The 23,737-nt window shown below is 62.3% G+C and carries 21 protein-coding genes; 13 read left to right on the top strand and 8 right to left on the bottom strand.

Annotated features, from left to right (window positions below; all coding sequences use genetic code 11):
* Positions 1-95 precede the first annotated feature (95 nt).
* The 6 genes from PSH78_RS14820 to PSH78_RS14795 all read left to right on the top strand — a co-directional run bounded on the left by PSH78_RS14820 (position 96) and on the right by PSH78_RS14795 (position 6,042).
* A complete protein-coding gene (locus PSH78_RS14820; protein WP_305495041.1) occupies positions 96-1,037 on the top strand; it encodes a helix-turn-helix domain-containing protein in 942 nt (313 codons plus the stop codon).
* Between the two features lie 229 nt (positions 1,038-1,266).
* A complete protein-coding gene (locus PSH78_RS14815) occupies positions 1,267-1,935 on the top strand; it encodes a GntR family transcriptional regulator (protein ID WP_305495040.1) in 669 nt (222 codons plus the stop codon).
* A 79-nt stretch (positions 1,936-2,014) separates the two neighbouring features.
* A complete protein-coding gene (locus PSH78_RS14810) occupies positions 2,015-2,821 on the top strand; it encodes an ABC transporter substrate-binding protein (protein WP_305495038.1) in 807 nt (268 codons plus the stop codon).
* A gap of 10 nt (positions 2,822-2,831) precedes the next feature.
* A complete protein-coding gene (locus PSH78_RS14805) occupies positions 2,832-3,608 on the top strand; it encodes an amino acid ABC transporter permease (RefSeq protein ID WP_305495036.1) in 777 nt (258 codons plus the stop codon).
* Positions 3,609-3,610: 2 nt separating this feature from the next.
* Complete coding sequence (locus tag PSH78_RS14800; protein WP_305495035.1) at positions 3,611-4,390, top strand: amino acid ABC transporter ATP-binding protein; 780 nt, start codon at positions 3,611-3,613, stop codon at positions 4,388-4,390.
* A 41-nt stretch (positions 4,391-4,431) separates the two neighbouring features.
* The gene (locus tag PSH78_RS14795; protein WP_305495034.1) at positions 4,432-6,042 is read left to right on the top strand and encodes a gamma-glutamyltransferase family protein; all 1,611 of its coding nucleotides are present in this window, start codon (positions 4,432-4,434) and stop codon (positions 6,040-6,042) included.
* Between the two features lie 14 nt (positions 6,043-6,056).
* Here the strand turns inward: PSH78_RS14795 and PSH78_RS14790 are convergent, their stop codons facing one another.
* On the bottom strand, positions 6,057-6,935 hold the full coding sequence (locus tag PSH78_RS14790; protein ID WP_305495032.1) for a LysR substrate-binding domain-containing protein: 879 nt from the start codon (positions 6,933-6,935) through the stop codon (positions 6,057-6,059).
* A gap of 124 nt (positions 6,936-7,059) precedes the next feature.
* Here PSH78_RS14790 and PSH78_RS14785 point away from each other — a divergent pair, with 124 nt between their 5' ends.
* The gene (locus PSH78_RS14785; RefSeq protein ID WP_305495031.1) at positions 7,060-7,485 is read left to right on the top strand and encodes a VOC family protein; all 426 of its coding nucleotides are present in this window, start codon (positions 7,060-7,062) and stop codon (positions 7,483-7,485) included.
* Positions 7,486-7,710: 225 nt separating this feature from the next.
* Here PSH78_RS14785 and kdgR read toward each other — a convergent pair whose 3' ends face one another.
* The gene (kdgR, locus tag PSH78_RS14780) at positions 7,711-8,493 is read right to left on the bottom strand and encodes a DNA-binding transcriptional regulator KdgR (RefSeq protein ID WP_305495030.1); all 783 of its coding nucleotides are present in this window, start codon (positions 8,491-8,493) and stop codon (positions 7,711-7,713) included.
* A gap of 153 nt (positions 8,494-8,646) precedes the next feature.
* Here kdgR and PSH78_RS14775 point away from each other — a divergent pair, with 153 nt between their 5' ends.
* The 6 genes from PSH78_RS14775 (at position 8,647) to uxuA (ending at position 15,995) form a co-directional block, all read left to right on the top strand.
* Complete coding sequence (locus tag PSH78_RS14775; RefSeq protein WP_305501269.1) at positions 8,647-9,648, top strand: sugar kinase; 1,002 nt, start codon at positions 8,647-8,649, stop codon at positions 9,646-9,648.
* 3 nt (positions 9,649-9,651) lie between these two features.
* Positions 9,652-10,863 carry a D-mannonate dehydratase ManD gene (gene manD / locus PSH78_RS14770; protein ID WP_305495029.1) on the top strand — a complete coding sequence of 404 codons (1,212 nt, stop codon included), beginning with the start codon at positions 9,652-9,654 and terminating at the stop codon, positions 10,861-10,863.
* Positions 10,864-10,918: 55 nt separating this feature from the next.
* Complete coding sequence (locus PSH78_RS14765) at positions 10,919-11,950, top strand: Zn-dependent oxidoreductase (protein WP_305495028.1); 1,032 nt, start codon at positions 10,919-10,921, stop codon at positions 11,948-11,950.
* 78 nt (positions 11,951-12,028) lie between these two features.
* The gene (locus PSH78_RS14760; protein ID WP_305495026.1) at positions 12,029-13,321 is read left to right on the top strand and encodes an MFS transporter; all 1,293 of its coding nucleotides are present in this window, start codon (positions 12,029-12,031) and stop codon (positions 13,319-13,321) included.
* Between the two features lie 12 nt (positions 13,322-13,333).
* The gene (locus PSH78_RS14755) at positions 13,334-14,794 is read left to right on the top strand and encodes a mannitol dehydrogenase family protein (RefSeq protein ID WP_305495025.1); all 1,461 of its coding nucleotides are present in this window, start codon (positions 13,334-13,336) and stop codon (positions 14,792-14,794) included.
* A 13-nt stretch (positions 14,795-14,807) separates the two neighbouring features.
* Positions 14,808-15,995, top strand: coding sequence for a mannonate dehydratase (gene uxuA, locus PSH78_RS14750; RefSeq protein ID WP_305495024.1), 1,188 nt, complete (start codon positions 14,808-14,810; stop codon positions 15,993-15,995).
* 1,003 nt (positions 15,996-16,998) lie between these two features.
* On the opposite strand, the gene PSH78_RS14745 is transcribed toward uxuA, so the two are convergent.
* The 6 genes from PSH78_RS14745 to PSH78_RS14720 all read right to left on the bottom strand — a co-directional run bounded on the left by PSH78_RS14745 (position 16,999) and on the right by PSH78_RS14720 (position 23,665).
* Positions 16,999-17,712 carry a FadR/GntR family transcriptional regulator gene (locus PSH78_RS14745; RefSeq protein WP_305495023.1) on the bottom strand — a complete coding sequence of 238 codons (714 nt, stop codon included), beginning with the start codon at positions 17,710-17,712 and terminating at the stop codon, positions 16,999-17,001.
* A gap of 81 nt (positions 17,713-17,793) precedes the next feature.
* The gene (locus tag PSH78_RS14740) at positions 17,794-19,323 is read right to left on the bottom strand and encodes a UxaA family hydrolase (protein WP_305495022.1); all 1,530 of its coding nucleotides are present in this window, start codon (positions 19,321-19,323) and stop codon (positions 17,794-17,796) included.
* A 17-nt stretch (positions 19,324-19,340) separates the two neighbouring features.
* A complete protein-coding gene (locus PSH78_RS14735; protein ID WP_305495020.1) occupies positions 19,341-20,351 on the bottom strand; it encodes a zinc-binding alcohol dehydrogenase family protein in 1,011 nt (336 codons plus the stop codon).
* Positions 20,352-20,747: 396 nt separating this feature from the next.
* Positions 20,748-21,704 carry a sensor domain-containing diguanylate cyclase gene (locus tag PSH78_RS14730; protein WP_305495019.1) on the bottom strand — a complete coding sequence of 319 codons (957 nt, stop codon included), beginning with the start codon at positions 21,702-21,704 and terminating at the stop codon, positions 20,748-20,750.
* A gap of 3 nt (positions 21,705-21,707) precedes the next feature.
* Positions 21,708-22,667 (bottom strand): response regulator, encoded by a 960-nt coding sequence (locus tag PSH78_RS14725; protein ID WP_305495018.1) that lies wholly within the window; start codon positions 22,665-22,667, stop codon positions 21,708-21,710.
* Positions 22,668-22,852: 185 nt separating this feature from the next.
* The gene (locus tag PSH78_RS14720) at positions 22,853-23,665 is read right to left on the bottom strand and encodes a helix-turn-helix transcriptional regulator (protein WP_370870924.1); all 813 of its coding nucleotides are present in this window, start codon (positions 23,663-23,665) and stop codon (positions 22,853-22,855) included.
* Positions 23,666-23,737 lie beyond the last annotated feature (72 nt).

The raw sequence follows: 23,737 nt of genomic DNA, 5'->3' as shown, positions 1-23,737 counted from the left end.
TCAAGCGGGAGCAAGCTCCCTCGCCACGGGGTTTATCGATTTCTTTGGATATCAGCATCGGGCAATAAGCGCAGGGCCACCGAGGAACAATGATCATGTTCGCCGAAACCCGTACCTTCCATGACCCTCAGCAACACGCCGGTTCGATCCTGGGCTGGCAACAGGTCTACGACCAGCTCGGCCGTGGGTGCCTTTCCAGCGAGCTGCGACAGGTGTGCGCCGAGCGCTTCCAGATTTTCCAGGAAGTGCTGGACAAGCGCGTGGTGCAGCGCGGTTGCGCGCCCAAGGGACGCTTGTGCATTGCCATGTCGCTGGGCAATGCACCGGTGGTCCAGGGCCAGCAAGTGGGGGCGCAGAGTGTCGTGTTGTTGCGCGATGGCGAAGACTTTGTGTTGCACGCCCCCGAAGGCACGCACTTCTTCGCGGCCAACGTCGACACGGTGCGTTTCGCCAGGCTGGCGGCTCATGAGTTGCCGGACGAACAGCTCAAGCGCCTGAAAAATGAATCGCAGATCAGCGTGAATGAAGCGGTGCTGGCAAGGGTTCGGCAGCAGATCCAGCCGCTGTTTCGTCACATGCTGGAACAGGCGGACGCGATCAACCCGGCCACGGAAAAAATCCTCGAGGACGTTCTGCTCAACGCCTTCCTCGATCTGTTCAGCCACGCCTCGGACGAGGCGCGCGGCCGCCGCGGCAATTTTGCCGTCAACGCCTATCTGGTCAAGCGGTGCCAGGAACTGGTGGTTGCCAGCGCGGACGCACCGTTGAGCATCCTGGACCTGTGCGAGCAACTGCGGGTAAGCCGCAGGACCCTGCAGAACAGTTTCCAGGCAGTCACCGGGATGCGTCCGCTGGAGTACCTGCGCAACCTGCGACTCAATGCGGTGCGCCGACGTTTGATCAGCACCCGCGCGGCTGCGCTGAACGTCAGCGAGATTGCCGTGGCGATGGGCTTTTTTCACTTGAGCCATTTTGCCGCGCATTACCGCGCGCTGTTCGGCGAATCGCCCTCGGATACTCCCAGGGCCAAGGCATGATGGGCTGTCGCCCCTGAGTGTTACCAAACCGTCATGTCGCGCACCTGAAAGGCGCCCATTGAGCTGTTTGGTAGCACAAATGAGTGTCGCTCGCGGTCTGCCGGCTACCCCCTGTTTTTCATCTATTTCCTACTAATCAACAGCTTGCACGATGACTCGTGAAGCTGGCACGCATTCTGCTTTTTTGAATCCGTGGATAATTGGATACAAAAATGCAGAAGGTGCCGCCATGCAGTTTGCTCCGACCTATGCTGAACGTCCGCCAATCACCGCCGAGGAAGAGGCCTACAACTTTTTGCTGGAGGCCATATGCGGTGGTCGCCTGCGCAAGGGCGATCGGCTGATCGCCGAGGACATTGCCAACGAGATCGGCATGAGCCGCATGCCGGTGCGCGAAGCCTTCCGCCGTCTGGATGCCCAGGGCCTCGTCACCCTGCGGCCGAACCGCGGGGCGGTCGTCAGTGGTCTGGACATCGACGAACTGCACGAAGTCTTCGAAATGCGCAGCGCACTGGAAGGCCTGGCAGTGCGTGTCGCGACAGCGAAGATCGGTGAGCGTCAATTGGCGGCCCTGGAGCGCCTGCTGGACGAGATGGACGATTACCGCGAAGAGAGCGCCGAGTGGGTCAGCCGCCACCGCGCGTTCCATGAATATCTGTGCAGCCTCAGCGGTCGCCCGCGCTTGTTGAAGCAGATCAGCGCCCTGTATTCGCTGATCGAGGCGCCGATGCGCCTGTGGTTGCAGCATGTCGAAAAGCCCTTGAGCGCGCGCCAGGAGCACGTCGTGATCCTCGACGCCCTCCGCGCGGGCGACGCGGATAAGGCCGAGGCGGTGGTGCGCGCGCATATCGAAGGCACCGTTCCCGAACTGATCAAGTTTCTGCAAGGGAAAAAATAACCAGAGCAGGCCCTGAGAGCCTGCCTCGTGTTCTGACTTTGAGTACTGCCCGTCATTTACTGAACCGGAGTGTCTGGTCATGCATAAGCCTAGCCTGTTGGTCGCCGCTTTATCCTTGGGATTGTGTGCTCAGTGGGCGCTAGCCGCGCCCGTTGTCCCGGATCGCTTGCTCAAGGTCGATAAACTCGTCTATTGCTCGGGCATGGATTCGCCGCCGCTGGTGTCCTTCGATGCGGCGCAGAAACCCAAGGGACTGACCGTGGACCTGGGGCTGGAAATCGCCAAGCGCCTGGGCGACAAGAAGGTCGAATGGCGGGTCATTCCCTTCTCCGGATTGCTTCCGGCGCTGCTGGCCCGGCAGTGCGACATGATCGTCGACCAGCTGTTCGACAAGCCCGAGCGCCGCGAGGTGATCGACATCGTCAACTACATGTATTCCAGCCAGGCGGTGGTGGTGCCCAAGGGCAATCCCAAGGGCCTGAAGACGCTGCAGAGTCTCTCCGGCCACAAGGTCGCGGTACTCAACGGTTCGACCATCAAGACCCTGCTCGACGCCGAAAACGAAACCCTGGCCAAGGCCGGCAAGCCGCCGATGAAGCTGGTGGTCTACAACACCGACACCGATGCCTTCCAGGCCTTGCGCATCAGCCAGGTCGACGCCTACGGCACTACCGTGGAAACCGCCGGTTACTACGCTGGCATGGCCCCTGACCTGTTCGAAGAAGGCGTGCCGGCATTCAGTCGGATTCTCACCGGACTGGGCATCCGCAAGGACGATCCGCAATTGACCGCCGCCGTGCAGCAGATCATCGCTGACATGCGCAGCGACGGCAGCTACAGCCAGTTGCTCGGCAAATGGCATGTCGCCAGCGACACACTGGATTGAGGCTAAACCCATGAACTTCAATTGGGATGTGTTCTGGCAGTACCTGTTGCAGCCCAGTGAGGTGTACCTCACCGGGCTGTGGCTGACCTGCCTGATCAGCGTGCTGGCGATGCTGCTCGGTTGTGCCCTGGGGCTGGCGGCCGCGCTGCTGCGGTTGTCGAAGAACCCGTTGCTGCACCTGCCGGTGCGCTTCTACGTGTGGCTGATGCGCGGTACGCCGTTGCTGGTGCAGATCGTCTTTCTCTACACCGCCCTGGCTGCCGGCGGGATTTTCCGCTTCGAAGACATCGAGCTGTTCGGCCTGGTGGTGCCCGGTAATATCCAGGCGGCGATCATCGCCCTCGGCCTCAACGAGGGCGCCTACATGGCCGAGATCATCCGCGCTGGCATCGGTGCGGTGGACAAGGGCCAATACGAGGCCGGACGTTCCCTGGGCATGACCTTCGCCAAGCTGATGCGCCGCATTGTCTTGCCCCAGGCGTTCCGGGTCATCGTTCCGCCGCTGGGCAACGAGTTCAACGTGATGCTCAAGAACACCACGCTGGTCAGCGTGATCGGCGTGCAGGAGCTGCTGCTCAGTACCCAGATGGTCACGTCGGCGACGTTCCGGGTGTTCGAGTTGTACCTGGTGGTGGCGATCTATTTCCTGCTGCTGACCACCCTGTGGGGCTTTTTCCAGCGCTGGCTGGAGGGCCGTTTCGGCCAGTCGGACCGGCCGTCGTCACCGCCGCCGGCGTCGCTGCGAATGTTCGGTCGCAGCACCTTGAACCTGCTGAGGGCACGTTGACCATGGCGCACAAGAGTGAAGAGCTGATCATCGAGGCGCTGGACGTACACAAGTCCTTCGGTGAGTTGCAGATTCTCAAGGGCATCTCGCTGCAGGTGCGGCGCGGTGAAGTGGTGGTGCTGATCGGCGCGTCAGGCTCCGGCAAGACCACCTTCATCCGTTGCATCAATCTGCTGGAAGACATCCAGGGCGGACGCATCCGCGTCAATGGCCAGGCCATGGGTTACCGCGAGCGGGCCGACGGCAGCCTGGTGCGGGAGTCGGAGCGCAACATCGCCCGCCAGCGCAGGGACATCGGCATGGTGTTCCAGCGCTTCAATCTGTTCCCCCACATGACTGCCCTGGAGAACATCATCGAGGCGCCGATCCAGGTGCTCGGCGTGCCTCGCGCCGCAGCGCTGGAACAGGCTCGCGGCTTGCTGGAACGGGTCGGCCTGGCGGACAAGGCCGATCACTACCCGTCGATGCTTTCCGGTGGCCAGCAACAGCGGGTGGCGATTGCTCGCGCGCTGGCGATGAAACCCCAGGCCATGCTGTTCGACGAACCGACCAGCGCCCTCGACCCGGAAACCGTCGGCGAGGTCCTGCAAGTGATGAAGGAATTGGCCGAGGAGGGCATGACCATGGTCGTGGTGACCCACGAGATGGGCTTTGCCCGCGAAGTGGCGGACCGCGTGGTGGTGCTCGATCAGGGCGAGCTCATCGAGCAAGGGCCGCCGGAGCAGATTTTCTGTCACCCCATCCACCCGCGCACCCGGGCCTTTCTCAGTCGCGTGCTGTGACCTTTCCCGGCCATGTATTTCCGTATTGAAGAGCCTTTGCCATGCTGAAATTTTCTGCCCACGAATACCCATATCCGTCGCAGCGCCAGAGCGTTTTCGCCCGTCGCGGCATGGTCGCCGCGTCCCAGCCCCTGGCGGCCCAGGCGGGCATCGAGGTCATGCAAAAAGGTGGCAACGCCATCGACGCCGCCATCGCCACGGCGGCGGCGCTGACGGTGGTGGAGCCCACCGGCTGCGGTATTGGCGGTGACGCCTTCGCGTTGGTCTGGTGCAAGGGCCAGTTGCATGGGCTCAACGGCAACGGCCATGCACCGGCGGCCTTGAGCATCGAGGCGGTCAAGGCGGCCGGCCATGAACAGATGCCGGTGTATGGCTGGACGCCCGTCACCGTTCCCGGTTGCCCGTCGGCCTGGGCCGAGCTGTCCCGGCGCTTCGGCAAGCTGCCTTTTGCCGAGTTGTTGCAACCGGCGATCAGCCTGGCGCGGGACGGTTTTGTAGTGTCGCCGGTGGTTGCCCATCAATGGCAGGTCGCGGTGAACGAGCTCACGCCCCATCGCGATCCGGTCCTGGAGGCCTGGTTCGATACCTTTCTCATCGAAGCTCGCGCGCCACGGGCCGGGGAGATTTTCCGCAATCCGGCCCAGGCCCGCACGCTCCAGGAACTGGCCGTCACATGCTGCGAAAGCCTCTATCGCGGCGCATTGGCCGAGCGCCTGGATGCCCATTCCCGAGCCAGCGGCGGCTACCTGCGCGCCTCGGACCTGAGGGATTATCGCGCCCAGTGGGTCGACCCCATCCACGTCAATTACCGTGGCGTCGATGTCTGGGAGATCCCGCCGAGCGGGCAGGGCCTGGTGGCCTTGATGGCGTTGAAAATACTTGAAGGCTTCGACTTCGATCACCGTGACAGCCAGCAGACCTGGCATCGTCAGTTGGAGGCGATGAAGCTCGCCTACAGCGACGGCCTGCACCACATCACCGACCCCCTGCACATGCGCGTGGCCGTGGCCGATTTGCTCAGCGATGACTACAGTGCCCGCCGTCGCGGACAGATCGGCGAGCAGGCCCAACCGCCAAAGCCCGGCGATCCCCACGCCAGCGGCACGGTGTACCTGGCGACCGCCGACGGCGAGGGCAATATGGTCTCGTTCATCCAGAGCAACTACCACGGGTTCGGCTCCGGCGTGGTGCTGCCCGACAGCGGAATCGCACTGCAGAATCGCGGCCAGGAGTTCAGCCTTGATCCGGCCCACGCCAATTGCCTGGCCTCAGGCAAGAAGACCTTCCATACCATCATTCCCGGGTTTCTTACCCGTGATGGCGAGGCCCTCGGTCCTTTCGGCGTGATGGGCGGCTACATGCAACCCCAGGGACATGTGCAAATGGTCATGAACCTGGTGGATTTCGGCCTGAACCCGCAAGCGGCCCTGGATGCGCCGCGCTGGCAATGGCTGGGCGAGATGAAGGTCGGCATCGAACAGGGCGCTTCACGGGACCTGATCAATGCCCTGGCGCGCCGCGGCCACGAGGTTCAGGTCGCCAGCGACCTGACCGACTACGGGCGCGGCCAGATCATCCTGCGCGATCCGGTCAGTGGCGTGTTGTGTGGCGGGACCGAACCGCGCGCGGATTCGCATATCGCGGTCTGGTAGCCGCTGCAGAGGCGCTATCCAACGCCACCGCCGGCCTGCTCTTGAATCAGTTCGGCCAACGTCGCGACGGGGTCGGCAAGGCTCTGCCGCGACCGATGGATGAGGCCGATATCGCGGTGAAAAGTGTGCTGGCCCAAGTCGAGCGCCCGCACACCTTTCGGCCATGGCTGATGGGCCGATGTCTGCGGCACCAGGGCGACACCGACGCCTTTTTCCACCAGTTTGATGATCGCGTCCAGTTCATCCAGCTCGCACACTTCGCGCAAGGTGAAGTGCATCTGCCGCAGGAAACGGTCGACCTGCCTGCCACCGAAGGACGACCGGTCATAGCGGATGAAAGGTTGGCTCGACAGCAGCGCCGCCCAGTCCTCGCCGAGCATTCCACGGGGGACGATCAACCGGTAGGGCTCAAGCGCCAGCGTCGTCCAGCGCAGGTCGCTTTGCAGCGAGAACGGCGGGCGGATCATCACCGCCAGGTCGATTTCGCCGGCGTCCACCAGGTTGATCAACTCGACCGACAGGCCTGGCACCACACGCGTGCGACATTGCGGACACCGCTGGTGGAACCTGGCGAGGGCGTCCGGCAGATAGGAACGCTGGACGGAGGCGATCGCGCCGATGTTCACCAGGACGCTGGCGGGTAGTCCGGGCAGGGTGGAGCCGAGATTGTCGTAAAGACGGAGCAGCTCCTGGGCTTGCAGTAGTATCTGCTGGCCCCGCTTGTTGAGGCGGGCCGAGCGGCCCTTGCGGTCGAACAGCTCGAAGCCCAGTTCGGCTTCCAGACGCTGGATCTGCGCGCTGACCGCCGCCTGGGTGAGGCCGATCCTGTGCCCGGCGGCGGCAAAGGTGCCTTCGCGCGCCACCGCGATGAGGGTCTTGAGTTCTTTGATCATTCATCAAGACTAATTGTGTTTCTGAGAAATTTATATTGATTTTATTGTTCAGTGGCCACGCCTACGATAGGGCACGCCTTGATGAGCGTGCCCTTGAACAAGAATATTGTCATTTGGAGTCCTGATGAGCCTTTCACCTTTCCATCTCGCAATCCCGGTTTATGACCTCGCGGCGGCCCGAAACTTTTATGGCCAGGTGTTCGGGCTGGAGGAGGGGCGTTCCAGTGATCAATGGGTCGACTTCAACTTCTACGGGCACCAGTTGGTGATCCACGAGCATCCGAAGACCGCTTCCCAGGACAACGCGCACAGCAATGCCGTGGATGGGCACGATGTGCTGGTTCCGCACTTCGGCGTCGTACTGGGTTGGGCGGAATGGGAAGCGCTGGCCGAGCGATTGAAGTCGTTGGGTACCGAATTCGTCATCGAACCCTACATCCGCTTCAAGGGTCAGGTGGGCGAGCAGGCGACGATGTTCCTGTTCGACCCTTGCGGCAATGCGCTGGAGTTCAAGGCGTTCAAGGATATGAGTCAGCTCTTTGCGAAATAAGGAGGGATGGGGGTTCAAACTTGTGGGAGCTAGCAGGTAATGCGCTCCGCTCAAGGGAACGAAGGACCCGTGGCGAGGTAGCTTGCTCCCGCTCGGCTGCGAAGCAGTCGTAAAAACCAGTGGATGCGGTGTGTCTGATGCGCCGCATTCGGCAGGTTTTTGGGGCCGCTTTGCGACCCAGCGGGAGCAAGCTCCCTCGCCACGGGTTGTCGTCGGATCTAGCGCTCAACGTGCATGCCAACCCAACTGAGCTGAAATCTGCTGCGTCGCCTGCATCAGTTGCTTGACGTAGTCCTGCTTCAATTCTTCCCTGAAGCGAAAGCACGGGAATGAAACGCTCATCCCGCCGATGACATGGCCGAACCGGTCGCGGATCGGTGCCGCCAGGCAGCGCATGTTGTCTTCGAATTCTTCGTGATCCTCGGCATAGCCCTGCTGGCGAACAATCTCCAACTCCTGCAGATACGCCTCGACACTGGTCAAGGTATTGGCCGTACGGCGCTCGAAGCTTTCCTGCGCCAGGTGCGCGAGCAGCTCCTCTTCTTCCAGCCACGCCATCAGCACTTTGCCGATGCCGGTGCAATACAACGGCGCCCGCCGGCCGATGCGCGAGTACATGCGCAGGTTGTATTTGGAGTCGATCTTGTGCACGTAGACGATGCTGCCTTCGTCAAGGATCCCCAGGTGCACGGTCTCGGCGGTCAGCTCGTTGATCCGGCGCATCCCCGGCTCCGCTTCGCGAACGATGTCCAGGTGTGGCAGGGCCTGGGCGCCCAGTTCGAACAGCCGGACGCTGAGGCGATAACGATCTTCGGCATCCTGCACCACATACCCGCGAGCCTTGAGTGACTGCAGGAAGCGATAAACCGTGGCCTTGGACATGTCCAGTTTGGTGGCGATTTCCGACACGCCGCTTTCTTCCGGATGCTCGGCCAGGGCCTCGAGCACGGCCATGGTCCGGCCAACCGCCGACACCAGATCGTTGTTGGGAATGACGCTGTTGTCCATGAAGGCTCCAACGTGAAAAGTAAAACCCAAGGATATACGCAAGCAGAACAAAACGCTGTTTCATTTTTGCTTGACGAGGCCGGAAATCTGACTAGACTCGGGCCTTGAGATAAAAATGAAACGCCGTTTTAAAAACAAGAAAGGCGCGTAATGATGGATTTGACACTCAACCATGGCCCGGACACCCGCTTCCCCCGACCGCTGAAGGTCGCATTGGTGGGGGAGTGCATGATCGAGATGCGCGGCGGGCCGGATGCCGCAATCACGCAGACCTTCGGTGGCGATACGCTTAACACCGCGGTCTACCTGGCCCGATTGAATCCATGTGGCGCTGTCGCCGTGGACTATATGACCGCGGTGGGCAACGACGCATTCAGCGCGGCCATGCGCCAGTCCTGGTTGGACGAAGGCATTGGCGATGCGCATGTCCGGGTGATTGAAGACGCGCTGCCGGGGTTGTACTTCATCCAGACCGATCCACTCGGCGAGCGGCGGTTCCTCTACTGGCGCGCGGAAGCGGCGGCGCGGCGCATGTTCGAAGGCGCCGAGGCCGAGGCCATGCTCGCTGCGCTGGCCGATTACGACTATGTCTACCTGAGCGGCATTACCCTGGCGATCCTCCTGCCGGAGGGGCGCGAGCGCCTGATCCACGCCTTGCATCGGGCTCGCCGGGCGGGCACACGCATTGTCTTCGACAACAATTACCGTCCCCACCTTTGGCCCGACCCTGAAACGGCCCGCCAGGCCTATCGCGATCTACTGCACCTGAGCGACCTGGCGCTGGTGACTTGGGAAGACGACGCGAGCCTGTTCGGCTACCACGACCCTGATGCCTTGTTCAGTGCCTACGCCGAGGCGGGAGTCCGCGAGGTCGCCCTCAAGCGTGGCGCCGCCAGTTGCCTGATCCAGTGTCCCGCGGGGCGTTTCGAAGTGCCTGCGCAGACCGTCGCGCAGGTCATCGACACCACCGCTGCCGGTGACTCGTTCAACGCTGCTTACCTAGCCTGCCACCTGCGCGGCGGTGATCCGCAGCAGGCCGCCCGCTGGGGCCATCGCCTGGCTGCCGAGGTCGTCCAGTACCGGGGTGCGCTGATTCCGCAGGCGGCCATGCCGAGCATGGGCACGTCCTCACTTCCTTTTGTCGAACAGGTCTGACTTATGAAAATCGTTGAAGCGCGTGTCATCGTTACCTGCCCGGGGCGCAACCTGGTCACGTTGAAGATTGTCACCGACGAAGGCATCTACGGCATCGGCGATGCCACGTTGAACGGCCGTGAACTGGCCGTCGTCGCGTATCTGGAAGAGCACGTTCTTCCCGCGTTGATCGGCCGCGATGCCCATCGCATCGAGGACATCTGGCAGTACCTCTATCGCGGTGCGTACTGGCGTCGGGGGCCGGTGACCATGACGGCCATCGCCGCCGTCGACGTGGCGCTCTGGGACATCAAGGCCAAGGCCGCGAACATGCCGCTGTACCAATTGCTCGGCGGCAAGAGCCGTGAGCGGGTGATGGTCTACGGGCACGCCACCGGCAAGGACATCGAAGGCTGCCTGGACGAAGTCGCCCGTCACGTCGAGCTGGGCTACAAGGCGGTGCGGGTGCAATGCGGCGTGCCGGGCATTGCCACGACGTACGGGGTCGCCAAACGCAGTGGCGAACGTTATGAACCAGCCGACAGCGACTTGCCCGCCGAACACGTCTGGGACACCGCCAAATACCTCAACTACGTACCCAAGCTGTTTGCCGCCGTGCGCGAGCGTTTTGGCGATGACCTGCACATTCTCCACGACGTGCATCATCGCCTGACGCCCATCGAGGCCGGGCGCCTGGGCAAGGCCGTGGAACCGTACAACCTGTTCTGGCTGGAAGACTGCACGCCGGCGGAGAACCAGCAGAGCTTCCGCCTGATCCGCCAGCACACCACCACGCCGCTGGCGGTGGGCGAGGTGTTCAACTCGATCCATGACTGCCGCGAGCTGATCCAGGAACAGTTGATCGACTACATCCGCACGACGCTGGTGCATGCCGGCGGCATCACCCACGTGCGGCGCATCGCCGATTTCGCCGCGCTGTTCCAGGTGCGGACCGGTTTTCACGGGGCCACCGACCTGTCACCGGTGTGCATGGGCGCGGCCCTGCATTTCGATACGTGGGTGCCGAACTTCGGCATCCAGGAACACATGCCTCACGAAGACCGCATCGATGAGGTCTTCCCTCATGCGTATCGCTTCGAGGACGGCCATTTCACCCCGGGCGAAACGCCAGGGCATGGCGTCGATATCGATGAAGAGCTTGCCCGCCAATACCCCTACAAACGCGCCAGCCTGCCGGTCAACCGTCTTGAAGACGGCACGCTGTGGCATTGGTGAAACGGTTTCAACCCATTCAAGGAAACGGGACGAATGTCCCGCCAGGAGTCATCCGATGAAAGCGTTCCAGGTAAGAGCACCCTTCGAGTTCGGCCTGGCCCAGGTCGACCGCCCCGAGATCGCTCGTGGCGAGGTGCTGGTCGATGTGGCGTATGCCGGCATCTGTGGCTCGGACATGCACATCATTCACGGGCAGAACGCATTCGTGCGTTTCCCCCGGGTCACCGGCCATGAGTTCTCCGGGGTGATCCGGCAGGTCGGTGAAGGTGTCGAGCACCTTCAAGTCGGCGACCGGGTCTGCATCGATCCGGTGATCAGTTGCGGCACCTGTTATCCCTGCCGCATTGGGCGGCCGAACGTCTGCACGCGGCTGCAAGTGATCGGCGTGCACCGCGACGGAGGCTTCAGCGAACAGGTCTGCGTCCCGGCCGAGAACGCCCACCGCTTGCCCGATTCGATGTCCCTCAGCCACGGCGCCCTGGTGGAGCCTTATTCCATTGCCCTGAACGTGCTCGATCGGATGCAGCCGCAACCGGGTGACAGCGTGTTGATCTACGGCGCCGGCGTGATCGGCCTGACCCTGGTGCAAATGGCCCGGGCGCTGGGAATGACTGACATCACCGTGACCGATGTCATCGACAGCCGCCTGGAGACAGCGCGTGCGCTGGGCGCCAGTCGGACCCTGAACGGCCAGCAAGTCGATGTCGAAGCGCTGATGCGTGAGCACACCCAGGGCGAGGGTGTGCCGTTGATTGTCGACGCCGCCTGCATTCCGGCGCTGATGCCGCAGATGGTGCGCCTGGCCTCGCCGGCCGGACGCATCGGATTGCTCGGCTTCAATGCCACGCCCAGCGATCTGGTGCAGTTGGAAATGATCAAGAAGGAATTGACCCTGGTCGGTTCACGGCTAAACAACCGCAAGTTTCCGCGGGTGATCGAACTGATCGCCAGCGGCAAATTGCAGGTCCAGGACCTGATCAGCCATCGCGTCAGCTTCGATGAAATGCCCGGCGCCATCGACCTGATCGAGAAGCACCCCGAGCAAACCCGAAAAGTCCTGGTGGAGCTGACGAGCGCCCTTCACTGAGCCGTCTGCATCACCGGTTTCATCGTGCCTGTCATGGGCACCCTCACCGAATAAACACAACAAGCGGGAGGTTCCACCATGTTTGGTCAAGGACGTAGCTTAATCATCATCATGCTGTTCCTGGCCGGGGTGATCAATTACCTCGACCGGTCGGCATTGTCTGTGGCGGCGCCGTTCATCCAGAAAGACTACGGTTTGAGTACGGGTGAGATGGGCATGATCTTCAGCAGCTTTTTCGTCGGTTATGCCGCCTTCAACTTCATCGGTGGCTGGGCCGCCGACCGTTATGGCGCCAAGACCACGTTGCTGCTGGCCATGGTCCTGTGGTCGTTGTTCAGCGGCCTCACGGTGCTGACGGTGGGCTTCGCGTCGCTGGTGCTCATCCGGATCCTGTTCGGCATGGGTGAAGGTCCGCTGAGTGTCACCACCAGCAAAATGGTGAACAACTGGTACACCCCCAAGCGCCGGGCGCGAGCCCTCGGTGCCTCGATGTCCGGCACGCCGCTGGGCGGGGCGATTTCCGGTCCGGTGGTGGGCTTCATTGCGGTCACCTACGGCTGGAAGGTGTCTTTCATCATCATCATGCTGGTCGGCCTGATCTGGGCGGCAATCTGGTACAAGTTCGTCAAGGAAAAACCCGAGGGCGAGGGCGCCGAGGATATCCTGCGGGCGGAGGGGCAGAGCGAGCTGGCGTCGCAACCGGTATTCCCGCTGCGGTTCTACCTCAAGCAGCCGACGGTGCTGTTCACCTCCCTGGCGTTCTTTTCCTATAACTACACACTGTTCTTCTTCCTGACCTGGTTCCCCAGTTATCTCACCATGGCCCACGGCCTGAACGTCAAGGACATGAGCATCGCCACGGTCATCCCCTGGTTGCTGGGCTTCCTGGGGCTGGCGTTGGGTGGGTTCATTTCCGACTTCGTGTTCAAGAAGACCGGGCGGATCATGTTCTCGCGCAAGGTCGTGCTGGTGACTTGCCTGTTGGCCTGCGCCGGTTGCATCGGCGTCGCCGGGGTGGTGAAGACGCTGTATCCGGCCGTCATCCTGGTGGCGCTGGCGGTGTTTTTCCTCTACCTCACCGGCGCGATCTATTGGGCGATCATCCAGGACACGGTACCTGCGGCGCGGGTCGGCGGCGTCAGCGGCTTCATGCATTTCCTGGCCAACACCTCGGGCATCATCGGGCCGACCCTGACCGGGTTCATCGTCCAGTTCACCGGCTCGTTCACCAGCGCGTTCCTGCTGGCGGGCCTGCTGACCATCATCGGTGCGCTGTGCGTGGCGCGTTACGTCAAGCCGCTGGCGGTGGCAGGTGTCGCGCCGCAGGCCGATGCCGGCGGCCAGCCGCGTCCAGCCCTCGACCATCCCTGAAGGAGGATAGCCATGTCGCTCAACCAACGCGTTCCCGCCACCGGCCAAGTCCGCGAGATCGGCATCGTGCACCTGGGCCTGGGTGCCTTTCACCGGGCGCATCAGGCGGTGTACCTGCAACGCCATCTCAATCGCCACGGCGACAGCGACTGGGGCTTGTGCAGCGCCAACCTGCGCTCCAATCACGCCTTGGTCGAGCAATTGCGCGAGCAGGACGGCCGTTACCATGTAGCGGAGTATCGTGACCGCGAGCAGGTGACGCTGCGGGAGATCGGGGTGTTGCGCGAGGCCTTGTATGCAGGCGAGGGCGGTCAGGAACTGGAGCAGTTGTTGCAACGCATGGCCGCGCCGCAGACGCGGATCGTCACGCTCACCGTCACTGAAAAAGGCTACTGCCTGAGCCCTTCTTCAGGGCAGTTACGCCGTGAGGATCCGACAATTGCCCATGACATCGCCCATCCGCAGGCGCCGCGCTCGGCGCCCGGCATCGTCCTCGAAGCCCTGCGTCGTCGTCGCGCCGCGGGCGTCCCGGCGTTCACCGTGTTGTGCTGTGACAACATGCCCGACAACGGCCAGCGCACCCGCCAGGCGGTCAGCGCATTGGCGGCGTTGCAGGATCAGGCGCTGGCGCAGTGGATCGAGCAACAGGTGGCATTTCCCAGCTGCATGGTCGACCGCATCGTGCCGGCCATGGACGAGGAATCCTTCGCCCGGCTTGAGCAACAATTGGACTGCCACGACCGCGCCGCCGTGGTCTGCGAAAGCTTCAGCCAGTGGGTGATCGAAGACCATTTCCCCCTTGGCCGACCGGACTGGGAAGTCGAAGGCGTGCAGATGGTCGACGACGTGCGCCCGTTCGAAACCATGAAATTGCGCATGCTCAACGGCAGCCATTCGTTGCTGGCCTATGTGGGGCTGCTGGCCGGGCATGAGTCAGTCTTCGAGGCCGTCAGCGATGTGAGGCTGGCGCGTTTCATCGAGCGTTACATGTCCGAGGAAGCCGCGCCCACGCTGGACATGCCGGCAGGTATCGACCTGTCGGTATACGGTCGCGACCTGCTGGCGCGCTTCGCCAATGACAGCCTGCAACATCGCTTGCGCCAGATTGCCATGGACGGTTCGCAAAAACTGCCGCAACGCTGGTTGCTCGGCGCCGAGCAACTGCTCGACCAAGGGCGCGGCATCGACTGCACCGCGTTGGGAATTGCCGCCTGGATTCATTACTGCACGCAGCCGTTGCCCGGTCGACCGGCGCATGTGGTCGACGACCCGCTGAGCGCAACCTTTGCCGACGTTGCGGGACGCTTCGACGGTGCATCGCGGGTCGATGCTTTTCTCGATCTTCAAGAAGTCTTCCCGCCGGCGCTGTCGGCTCACGCCGCATTTCGCGATGCGGTGCACCGCGCCTACGCCGTCTTGACCCGCGATGGCGTGGACAGCCTGTTGCACACCTTTGCCGCACCCAACCGATAACAAGGAGAAGAACATGGAACAGACATGGCGTTGGTTTGGCCCCAAAGATCCGATTTCCCTGGCAGACGTTCGCCAGACCGGTGCGACCGGCATCGTCACCGCGTTGCACGAGATTCCCAATGGCCAGGTCTGGCCGGTGGACGCGATTGCGGCGCGCAAGGCGCTGATCGAAGCGGCTGGCTTGACCTGGTCCGTGGTGGAAAGCATTCCGGTGCACGAGGACATCAAGCGCGGTTGCGGACGTCGTGACGAGTACATCGCCAACTACCAGCAAAGCGTGCGTAACCTGGCGAGCTGCGGCATCGATATCGTCTGCTACAACTTCATGCCGGTGCTGGACTGGACCCGCACCGACCTGACGTATGAACTGGCGGATGGCGGTTGGGCCTTGCGCTTCGACCAGACTGCGTTCGCCGCCTTCGACCTGTTCATCCTCCAGCGTCCGGGAGCGCAGGACGAGTACAGCGCCGAGGATATCCAGCAGGCCAGGGCCTATTTCGGACAACTGTCGCCCGCCGGGCGCGAAGCCTTGGTCGATACCCTGATCGCCGGATTGCCCGGCGCGGAAGAACACTACAGCCTGGACAAATTTCGCGAGTTGCTGCGTACCTACGCCGACATCGACGAGGCCAGGTTGCGTGAGCACCTGGGGTATTTTCTGCGCGCGGTGATCCCGGTTGCGGAGGCGGTGGGCGTGCGCATGGCGATCCACCCGGACGACCCGCCCCGGGCATTGCTCGGGCTGCCGCGCATCCTTTCTACCGCCGAAGACGCCCAATGGCTGCTGGACGCCGCGCCAAGCCCGGCCAATGGCCTGACATTCTGTACCGGCTCCTATGGCGTGCGCGAGGACAACGACCTGGTGGCGATGGCCAGGCACTTTGCGCCGTTCATCTACTTCACTCACCTGCGTTCGACCCGTCGGGAAGCCGATCCACGCAGCTTTCATGAAGCTCATCACCTGGCTGGGGACGTCGATATGGTCGGGGTCATCAGTGCCCTGGTGGCCGAAGAGCGCCGGCGCGAGCGCGAAGGCGGCCCGCGCTTGCCGCTGCGTCCAGACCATGGGCATCAGTTGCTCGACGACCAGCATCGCAAGAGCAATCCCGGCTACTCCCTGATCGGCCGCCTCAAGGGCCTGGCGGAAATCCGCGGCGTGGAACTGGCCGTGCGCCGACAACTGGACCAAACAGCAGACTAAATCCCGAGCAACACCCCGTGGCGGAGGAGCTTGCTCCCGCTGGGCTGCGCAGCAGCCCTGAAACCAGAGATGCCGGGGCTTTTGTGGCGAGGGGATTTATCCCCGCTGGGCTGCGCAGCAGCCCTGAAACCAGGCACCTCGGTGCATCCGGCAAATCGCATTCAACCGGATTGGGGGCGCTGCGCACCCCAGCGGGGATAAATCCCCTCGCCACAAAAGCGGGTACCGGTAGGGAAACGAGGCAGGAGTGCAGACGCGTCGGTGCATTCCATACCCAACTGCCTACACGAACCCGTGGCGAGGGAGCTTGCTCCCGCTGGGCTGCGCAGCAGCCCCTGAAACAGGCACCTCGGTGCATCAGGCAAATCGCGTTCAACCGGATTGGGGTCGCTGCGCAACCCAGCGGGAGCAAGCTCCCTCGCCACAAAAGCGGTACCAGCATCAAGCGAGGCAAGCGTCAGGACGCCGGGGCTTTTGTGGCGAGGGGATTTATCCCCGCTGGGCTGCGCAGCAGCCCCTGAAACAGGCACCTCGGTGCATCAGGCAAATCGCGTTCAACCGGATTGGGGTCGCTGCGCAACCCAGCGGGAGCAAGCTCCCTCGCCACAAAAGCGGTACCAGCATCAAGCGAGGCAAGCGTCAGGACGCCGGGGCTTTTGTGGCGAGGGGATTTATCCCCGCTGGGCTGCGCAGCAGCCCCTGAAACAGGCACCTCGGTGCATCAGGCAAATCGCGTTCAACCGGATTGGGGTCGCTGCGCAACCCAGCGGGAGCAAGCTCCCTCGCCACAAAAGCGGTACCAGCATCAAGCGAGGCAAGCGTCAGGACGCCGGGGCTTTTGTGGCGAGGGGATTTATCCCCGCTGGGCTGCGCAGCAGCCCCTGAGACAGGCACCTCGGTGCATCCGGAAAATCGCATTCAACCGGATTGGGGGCGCTGCGCACCCCAGCGGGAGCAAGCTCCCTCGCCACGGGTTCTGTGTTCTGAGATTGAACGGATGGGCCTAGTCGGCGGGGGCTTCAGGTTCGAGGGCCTTCAGCCAGCGGTTTTCCGAGCGGCTCAGGTGCTGGCGCATTGAGGTCTGGGCGCCGAGCACGTCCTTGGTGGACACGGCGTGCAGGATTGCTTCATGTTCGACGACTGCCGCCTCCCACGTCAGTGTGTTCTCCGCGTGTTTGCTCAGGTGCGCCGAAATCGGATTGTGACGTTCATCGAACAGGGCGGTGATGATCCGCACCAGGGCGGAGTTGCCGCTCATTTTTGCCAGGCGCTGATGAAACCTGCGGTCATCCTCCAACGGCGGCAGACCACTGGCGATGCTCGCGCGCATCGCATCGATGCATTCCTGCAGGTAGCGGTAGTCACTTTTCTTGCCATGCAGACACGCCAGGACCACCGACTCGCCCTCGATCAAGGCGCGAGCCTGCATGAGTTCCGAGGGACTCTCGCCCAAGGTCATGCTCGGTTTTTTTGCATCCGCGGACCTGGCCCGTACGTACACGCCGGAGCCCATCTTGATCTCGATGTCGCCGTCGATTTCGAGAGCGATCAGCGCCTCGCGAAGGGACGGGCGGGAAACCCCGAGAAGCTGGGTCAAATCGCGCTCGGGGGGAAGTCTTGCGCCCGTCTTGAACTCCCCCTCGGCAATGTAGTTGCGCAGTTGATCAGCGATTTTCTGGTACGGCTTGCGTTCGGCGGCGTTGATCGGTGAGACCATGGGGGGCGTCCATCGGAGAATCCGCAAAGGCTACCATAGCCGCTTGATCGTGTTCATTGGTGTAGGAACGAGTGCAAGGACTCACATCACCGCACCAATCTGCCAGGGCAGGAATTCGTTATCGCCCAGGCCATTTTCCTCGCTGCGGGTGCGGCTTCCGGAAGCGGTCTGCAGCATCAACCTGAACAACCGTTCACCGGCCTCGGCCACCGATTCCCCACCGTCGACAATGCCACCGGCGTTGAAGTCCATGTCCAGCTCCATGTGCTGGAACAGGCGGGTGTTGGTGGCGATCTTCAAGGAGGGCGTGGGCTTGCAGCCGTAGGTCGAGCCGCGCCCCGTGGTGAAGCAGATGAGATTGGCGCCGCCCGCCACCTGACCGGTCGCGGACACCGGGTCATAGCCGGGGGTGTCCATGAACACCAGGCCCCGGGTATCGATTTTTTCAGCGTAGTGATAGACCCCCATCAGCCCGGTCGAGCCGGCTTTTGCCACCGCGCCCAGGGATTTTTCCAGAATGGTAGTGATGCCTCCGGCCTTGTTGCCCGGTGACGGGTTGTTGTTCATGTCGCCGTCGTTGTGTTGCACATAGGTTTCCCACCAATGGATGCGCTCCATCAGTTTCGCCGAGATGTCGGCGGACGCGGCGCGGGCTGTCAGCAGGTGTTCAGCGCCATAGATCTCCGGGGTTTCCGACAGGATCGCGGTGCCGCCCTGTTGCACCAGCAGGTCCACGGCCGCGCCTAGCGCCGGATTGGCCGTGATGCCTGAGTAGCCATCCGAGCCGCCACATTGCAGACCGACGCACAGGTGACTGGCGGCTACCGTCGTGCGCCGGCATTGGTTGACGATGGGCAACATCGCTTCAATCGCGGCAATACCGCGTTGCACGGCTTCGCGGGTGCCGCCTTCGTCCTGAATGATCAGGCTGGCCTTGAGTGCAGCGCGGCGATCGCCCAGTTCATCCATGAGCGGGGTGAGTTGGTTGACCTCGCAACCGAGGCCGATCAACAGCACCCCGGCGAAATTGGCGTGATCGGCATACCCGCGCAAGGTGCGCTTGAGGATGTCGATACCTTCACCCTTGGCCCCCATGCCACAGCCACTGCCATGGGTGATTGCGACGACGCCGTCGACGTTGGGGAAGTCTTTCAGCCGCTCGGATGAAAAGGCCTTGGCGATGTGCTTGCAGACGGTCGCCGAGCAGTTGACGCTGGAAATCACGCCAATGTAGTTGCGCGTGCCGACGCGTCCATCGTCACGCAGATAACCTTCGAACGTGGCAGGGTGAGCGCTCGGCAATGTGGGCACATAGACGTTCTGCACGCTGTGTTCGGCATTGGTCGCAGACATGTCCAGGTTATGCACGTGGACGTGATCGCCGGGCTCGATGTCTCGGGTTGCCTGGCCGATAGTCTGCCCGTATTTGAGTACCCGATGGCCGGCCGACACCGGGCGCAGGGCGATCTTGTGGCCGGATGGTATCGGTTGTCGGGCGGCCAGCGTGATGCCATCGGCGCTGAGGCTTTGACCTTCGGGAATGTCGCCCCGAGCCACGGCAACATCGTCACCGGCGGCCAGGACAAGCAAGGTGGAAGCAGGCGGGTTCATACGGTGTCCTCCGTTGCCTAGCACTCGATGATTGCCTTGACCACACCCTGGTTGGGGTCGAGCAATGTGGAGAAGGAGCGGGCCACGTCGCTCAGCAGCAGCCGATGGGTGTTCAGGGCTGCATCGGGAATCAAGCCCTCGCGCAAACATTGCTCGACGTACTGGAAATCTTCCCGGGTGGCGTTGCGGCTGCCCATCAGCGTGGCTTCACGCTTGTGGAATTCAGGATCGGAGAAAGTGATCGAGTCCCGTACCACCGAGATCATCACGTAGGTGCCACCGTGGGCGATGAATTCGAATCCACGCTCCATCGCCCGGGCATTGCCGGTGGCATCGAATACCACGTCGAAAAAATCGTCCCCGGTCAGTTCGGCCAAGGCCTGCTTGTCGCCTTCGCCGATGTGCACGGCCGCGTGGATATCCAGATGTTCCTTGCAGAACGCCAGGCGATCCTGGCGGGTATCCAGTACGGTGACTTTCGCCCCCCGCAGGCTCGCGAAGATCGCCGCCGCCATGCCGATCGGGCCGGTGCCGACCACCAGGGCGTGTTTGTCTGTCTGGACGTTCGAGCGACGTACGGCGTGGGCTCCGATGGAGAGAAATTCGATCATCGCCGCCTGGTCCAGGGAAACCCCCACGGCCTTGTGCACGAACTCCTGGGGGACGCTCAGGTATTGAGTGAAGGCGCCGTCGCAATGGACGCCCAGGACCTGGATGCGGGTGCAGCAGTTGGTCTTGCCTTGACGGCAGGCAACGCAAGTGCCGCAGGAAAGATAGGGCATCACGTAGACAACATCACCGACAGCCAGGTCGCTGGAGGCGTCGCTGGCTTCGACGATTCCGGAGAACTCATGACCCATGACGCGTGGGTATTCGAGGAACGGCTGGTTGCCGCTGAAAATATGCAGATCGGTGCCGCAGACGCCGACACGCTTGACTCGAATCAGGACCTCTCGCGGTTTCCTGGCGGGTATTTCACGTTCGATGGCGGTTAGCGAGCCGGGTTCGTTACAGATGACAGTCAGCATGTTGATGCTCCTTGGCTGGCGCGCAGGCGGAGGTTGGCTGCACGCGGTAGGAGGGGGGAGTGAGCGCACGGCTGCCGGGACCGGGACGCTCTTTCTTGTTGTAGGCGCGCAGTGAGCTGCGCCGCTGATGTTGGCTCGAAACTACACGGCGGGAAAAATATTGGCAAGACCAATCAAATAAAAAGTAGATTGGACAGACCAGTTATGGGCGGGCACAAACTTCGAAACCACCGCCATTCCCGTGTGGGAGCGAGCCTGCTCGCGATAGCAATCCATCAGCCAGAATAATGTTGAATGTACCGCCGCCTTCGCGAGCAGGCTCGCTCCCACAATTTGATTGGGGTGAAGACAAATTCCGAGCTGGCACAGATTCTCTGTGGAGGAAGGGGCAGTGGCTCAGTGGCCGTGAACCGTCACGCGATTGCGTCCGGTCTTTTTCGACGTATACAACGCCTGGTCGGCCCTGGCGATCAGTTCGGCGTGGTCGTTGGCGGGCTGGCTCAGGTCGGCCACGCCCAGGCTGACGGTAAAACTTATGTCCTGGCCGTTGTACTGCACCAGCGACTCTTCAACTGCCTTGCGCAGGCGCTCGGCAAAAATCTGCCCGCCGGCTGAATCGGTGTCTGAAAGCACCACGCCGAACTCTTCGCCACCGTAACGCCCGGCGACGTCGGATTCGCGCACATGCTCGTGCAACAGTCGGGCAACTTGCTCAATGACTTTGTCGCCGGCCTGGTGACCGTAGGTGTCGTTGACCCGCTTGAAGTGGTCGATGTCGAGCATCACCAGGCTCAGCGCATTGCCGTAGCGTTGATGGCGGGCGTAGGCGGCTTTCAGGCTGGCTTCCCAATGACCACGGTTGTACAGGCCGGTCAGGCGATCGGTGCTGGAGAGCAGTTGCAACTGTGCGTTGGCGGCCTGGATCTGATGGCGGTTGGTGGCGACGTCAGTGACGTCGTAGATCACCAGGCAGATGTGGTTGATCCGGTTGTCGGGCGAGCGCAGCGGCAGCAGCGTGGTGTTCTGGTACATGAACTCTTCCTGGCCGGTGATCGGCTGGTAGCTCTTGAACCGCATCAGGTACGGGCGCTGCTCCCAGACCGTGAATGCCGGCGTGCCGAGGGTCGCGACGCTCTCGACCTTGCGGCTGAACCAGGGGCGATCGATTTCGGGAAACAGGCTGAAGAAGTTGCTGTTCTGGGCGTCCTTGGGCTGCACGCCGGAGCGGTTCTCCATGAAGGTGTTCCAGACCTGTACGCGGTACTCGCGGTCAAGTACCACCACGCCGACGTCGATGCTCTGAACGATGGCCAGCAACCAGTGGAATTCGTTCAGATCGATAGATTCGCTCATGGCTCAGTTCATCAGGTAGGCGAGTTTGTGGGTCAGCCGCTCGATAGAGTCTTCCGTGAACAGCAGCAACAGGTCGAAGCGGATATCCTGGCCTTCCAGGCCATAGCTGATTTCCACCGCCAGGGTCTTTTTCCAGTGGACGCGGTTGGCGCGGATCAATTCCTCGATTGCCGCATGCTGACCCAGGATCTGCGGATGCCCCTGGGAGAAAATCACGTCGATCTGTTCGGCGATGCTGCTCAGGCAAGCACCGATGAGGATGCTGGAAAGGTCCACCAGCATCTCCAGGTCCGAATAGTCGGCGCTCTCGCGCTGCATCAGTTGCCCGATGTCGGCGATCTCCGAGTCATGGAATATCAGCAGTGCTTCGCCGGCGATGCCGCTGCCGATAAAGCCCTGGCAGATGGCCGTGAGTTGCTGGGAGCTGCCGACGTCGTTCAGCGCCATGTGCAGTTCCCCGACTTCGAGGATGTTCACGTTCGGCACCGGCAATTGCACGAAGACGCCCAGGACCTTGGCAATCAGCGCCGCGGCCTGGCCGATGGCAACGTTGACCGTCTCGCGGAACGCATCCTGGAAACTGATGGCCGCGTTCGGTACCGGTCGATTTTGCTGCGGAGCCCGGCCGGGTTGGGTCAGTAGACCCAGCCCGGTGAGTGTCTGGCGCAACTGGTTTTCGTCGAAAGGTTTTTTCAGGAACGCCAGCGCGCCCAGTTCATGCACTCGGCGTACCGCTTCGTCCTGGACGTCGCCGGAAATCACGATGACCTGCGCTTTCAAGCCCTCGGCGCGCAAGGCACTCAGCACCTGATAACCATCCATCTCCGGCATGGTCAGGTCAAGCAGCACCACGTGGCCAAGGCCCTGGCGTATGGCATCCATCGCCTGGCGACCGTTGACCGCCTCGGTGACTGAAACCGGCCAATCTTGCGGCAGCGCACGCAACACCTGCTTGCGCGCCATGGTGGAGTCGTCGCACACAACCAAGGGGATCAGCGACACAGGGGCACCCAACAAGACTCAACGGCGCAGATTCTTCGTACATCGATCATAGGCGGCAGCGGTCCTCTGATTCACGAATGGGGTGTATCCAGCACAACGTCCGGTGAGATGCTGTCCTTGAAAACTGGACCATTAAGTCAAGGACGTCAAATGCACTTCGTCATTTGACGCAATTGCGCCGGACTCACCCCAAGGCGCTGCTTGAACGTCATCGTCATGTGCGCTTGTGAATTGAAACCGCAGGCGAGGGCGATTGCCGACAGCGTGGCCGATGAATCGCGTATCAGCGCGCGGGCCTTGGCGAGGCGCCGGTCGATGAGGTATGCATGGGGGCTCTTGCCTGTCGCGGCCTTGAACGCACGCATGAAATAGCCCTCGGACAGCCCTAGCAGCTGCGCCATCGCCGGTACGGCCAATGGCTGATCGAGGCCTGCATCGATGAATTCATCCAGCAAGCGCATCCGGCTGTCGGTGAGGGAACCCTGGGGCCTTGCCGACTTGGAGTTTTCCGCTGCCGCGCATTCGGCCAGTGCCAGGGCCAAAGCCTCCCAATCGTCGTCGATCGAACCGTGCAGGAGCGCGCGGCGCATGCGTTGCGCGAGCGCAATGGCTCGAGGGTCGATGCGATTGTTGAAGGGGTGATCGCCCTCAAGCACGCAACCATCGGTGCGTATCAGGCGCAGGTATTCGCCGCCATGAGGTGACTGTGAATACACGTCGCACTGGGCCGGGACGAACGCCAGCCCGTTGGGCAGCGCATTGAAGGGCTGCACCCGGTCGCTGCCGATCGCATGCAAGCCGCGCTGGCTGTCGAACGCAAAACCGATCGCCGACTGGCTCGCGATATAGCGCGCTGCATAGGCGCAGCCGGGGAGCAATTCGATCGCCCACGGCCCTACCTCGATGCGACGGATCGATTCAGTCTTGCGCGGCGGCTGTGGGCGGTTGCGATGGCTCATGGTGTTCATAGTAGTGAAGCGGCGCCGGAAAAGTCAGGTCGGTTTTTTGAAAGCCGGGGCTCGGCGCCCCTG

This window comes from Pseudomonas sp. FP198 (assembly GCF_030687895.1).
Taxonomy (GTDB): domain Bacteria; phylum Pseudomonadota; class Gammaproteobacteria; order Pseudomonadales; family Pseudomonadaceae; genus Aquipseudomonas.
This window is presented reverse-complemented; position numbering and strand designations above follow the sequence as displayed.

What these genes read in the sequence shown, in the direction of transcription:
- PSH78_RS14735 (WP_305495020.1), bottom strand. Translation starts at nt 20,351, where the DNA reads ATGCTGACTGTCATCTGTAACGAACCCGGCTCGCTAACCGCCATCGAA.
- kdgR (WP_305495030.1), bottom strand. Translation starts at nt 8,493, where the DNA reads ATGGACAACAGCGTCATTCCCAACAACGATCTGGTGTCGGCGGTTGGC.
- PSH78_RS14775 (WP_305501269.1), top strand. Translation starts at nt 8,647, where the DNA reads ATGGATTTGACACTCAACCATGGCCCGGACACCCGCTTCCCCCGACCG.
- PSH78_RS14790 (WP_305495032.1), bottom strand. Translation starts at nt 6,935, where the DNA reads ATGATCAAAGAACTCAAGACCCTCATCGCGGTGGCGCGCGAAGGCACC.
- PSH78_RS14820 (WP_305495041.1), top strand. Translation starts at nt 96, where the DNA reads ATGTTCGCCGAAACCCGTACCTTCCATGACCCTCAGCAACACGCCGGT.
- PSH78_RS14805 (WP_305495036.1), top strand. Translation starts at nt 2,832, where the DNA reads ATGAACTTCAATTGGGATGTGTTCTGGCAGTACCTGTTGCAGCCCAGT.
- PSH78_RS14795 (WP_305495034.1), top strand. Translation starts at nt 4,432, where the DNA reads ATGCTGAAATTTTCTGCCCACGAATACCCATATCCGTCGCAGCGCCAG.
- PSH78_RS14740 (WP_305495022.1), bottom strand. Translation starts at nt 19,323, where the DNA reads ATGAACCCGCCTGCTTCCACCTTGCTTGTCCTGGCCGCCGGTGACGAT.
- PSH78_RS14745 (WP_305495023.1), bottom strand. Translation starts at nt 17,712, where the DNA reads ATGGTCTCACCGATCAACGCCGCCGAACGCAAGCCGTACCAGAAAATC.
- PSH78_RS14730 (WP_305495019.1), bottom strand. Translation starts at nt 21,704, where the DNA reads ATGAGCGAATCTATCGATCTGAACGAATTCCACTGGTTGCTGGCCATC.
- manD (WP_305495029.1), top strand. Translation starts at nt 9,652, where the DNA reads ATGAAAATCGTTGAAGCGCGTGTCATCGTTACCTGCCCGGGGCGCAAC.
- PSH78_RS14755 (WP_305495025.1), top strand. Translation starts at nt 13,334, where the DNA reads ATGTCGCTCAACCAACGCGTTCCCGCCACCGGCCAAGTCCGCGAGATC.
- PSH78_RS14800 (WP_305495035.1), top strand. Translation starts at nt 3,611, where the DNA reads ATGGCGCACAAGAGTGAAGAGCTGATCATCGAGGCGCTGGACGTACAC.
- PSH78_RS14760 (WP_305495026.1), top strand. Translation starts at nt 12,029, where the DNA reads ATGTTTGGTCAAGGACGTAGCTTAATCATCATCATGCTGTTCCTGGCC.
- PSH78_RS14810 (WP_305495038.1), top strand. Translation starts at nt 2,015, where the DNA reads ATGCATAAGCCTAGCCTGTTGGTCGCCGCTTTATCCTTGGGATTGTGT.
- PSH78_RS14815 (WP_305495040.1), top strand. Translation starts at nt 1,267, where the DNA reads ATGCAGTTTGCTCCGACCTATGCTGAACGTCCGCCAATCACCGCCGAG.
- PSH78_RS14765 (WP_305495028.1), top strand. Translation starts at nt 10,919, where the DNA reads ATGAAAGCGTTCCAGGTAAGAGCACCCTTCGAGTTCGGCCTGGCCCAG.
- PSH78_RS14725 (WP_305495018.1), bottom strand. Translation starts at nt 22,667, where the DNA reads ATGGCGCGCAAGCAGGTGTTGCGTGCGCTGCCGCAAGATTGGCCGGTT.
- PSH78_RS14720 (WP_370870924.1), bottom strand. Translation starts at nt 23,665, where the DNA reads ATGAGCCATCGCAACCGCCCACAGCCGCCGCGCAAGACTGAATCGATC.
- uxuA (WP_305495024.1), top strand. Translation starts at nt 14,808, where the DNA reads ATGGAACAGACATGGCGTTGGTTTGGCCCCAAAGATCCGATTTCCCTG.
- PSH78_RS14785 (WP_305495031.1), top strand. Translation starts at nt 7,060, where the DNA reads ATGAGCCTTTCACCTTTCCATCTCGCAATCCCGGTTTATGACCTCGCG.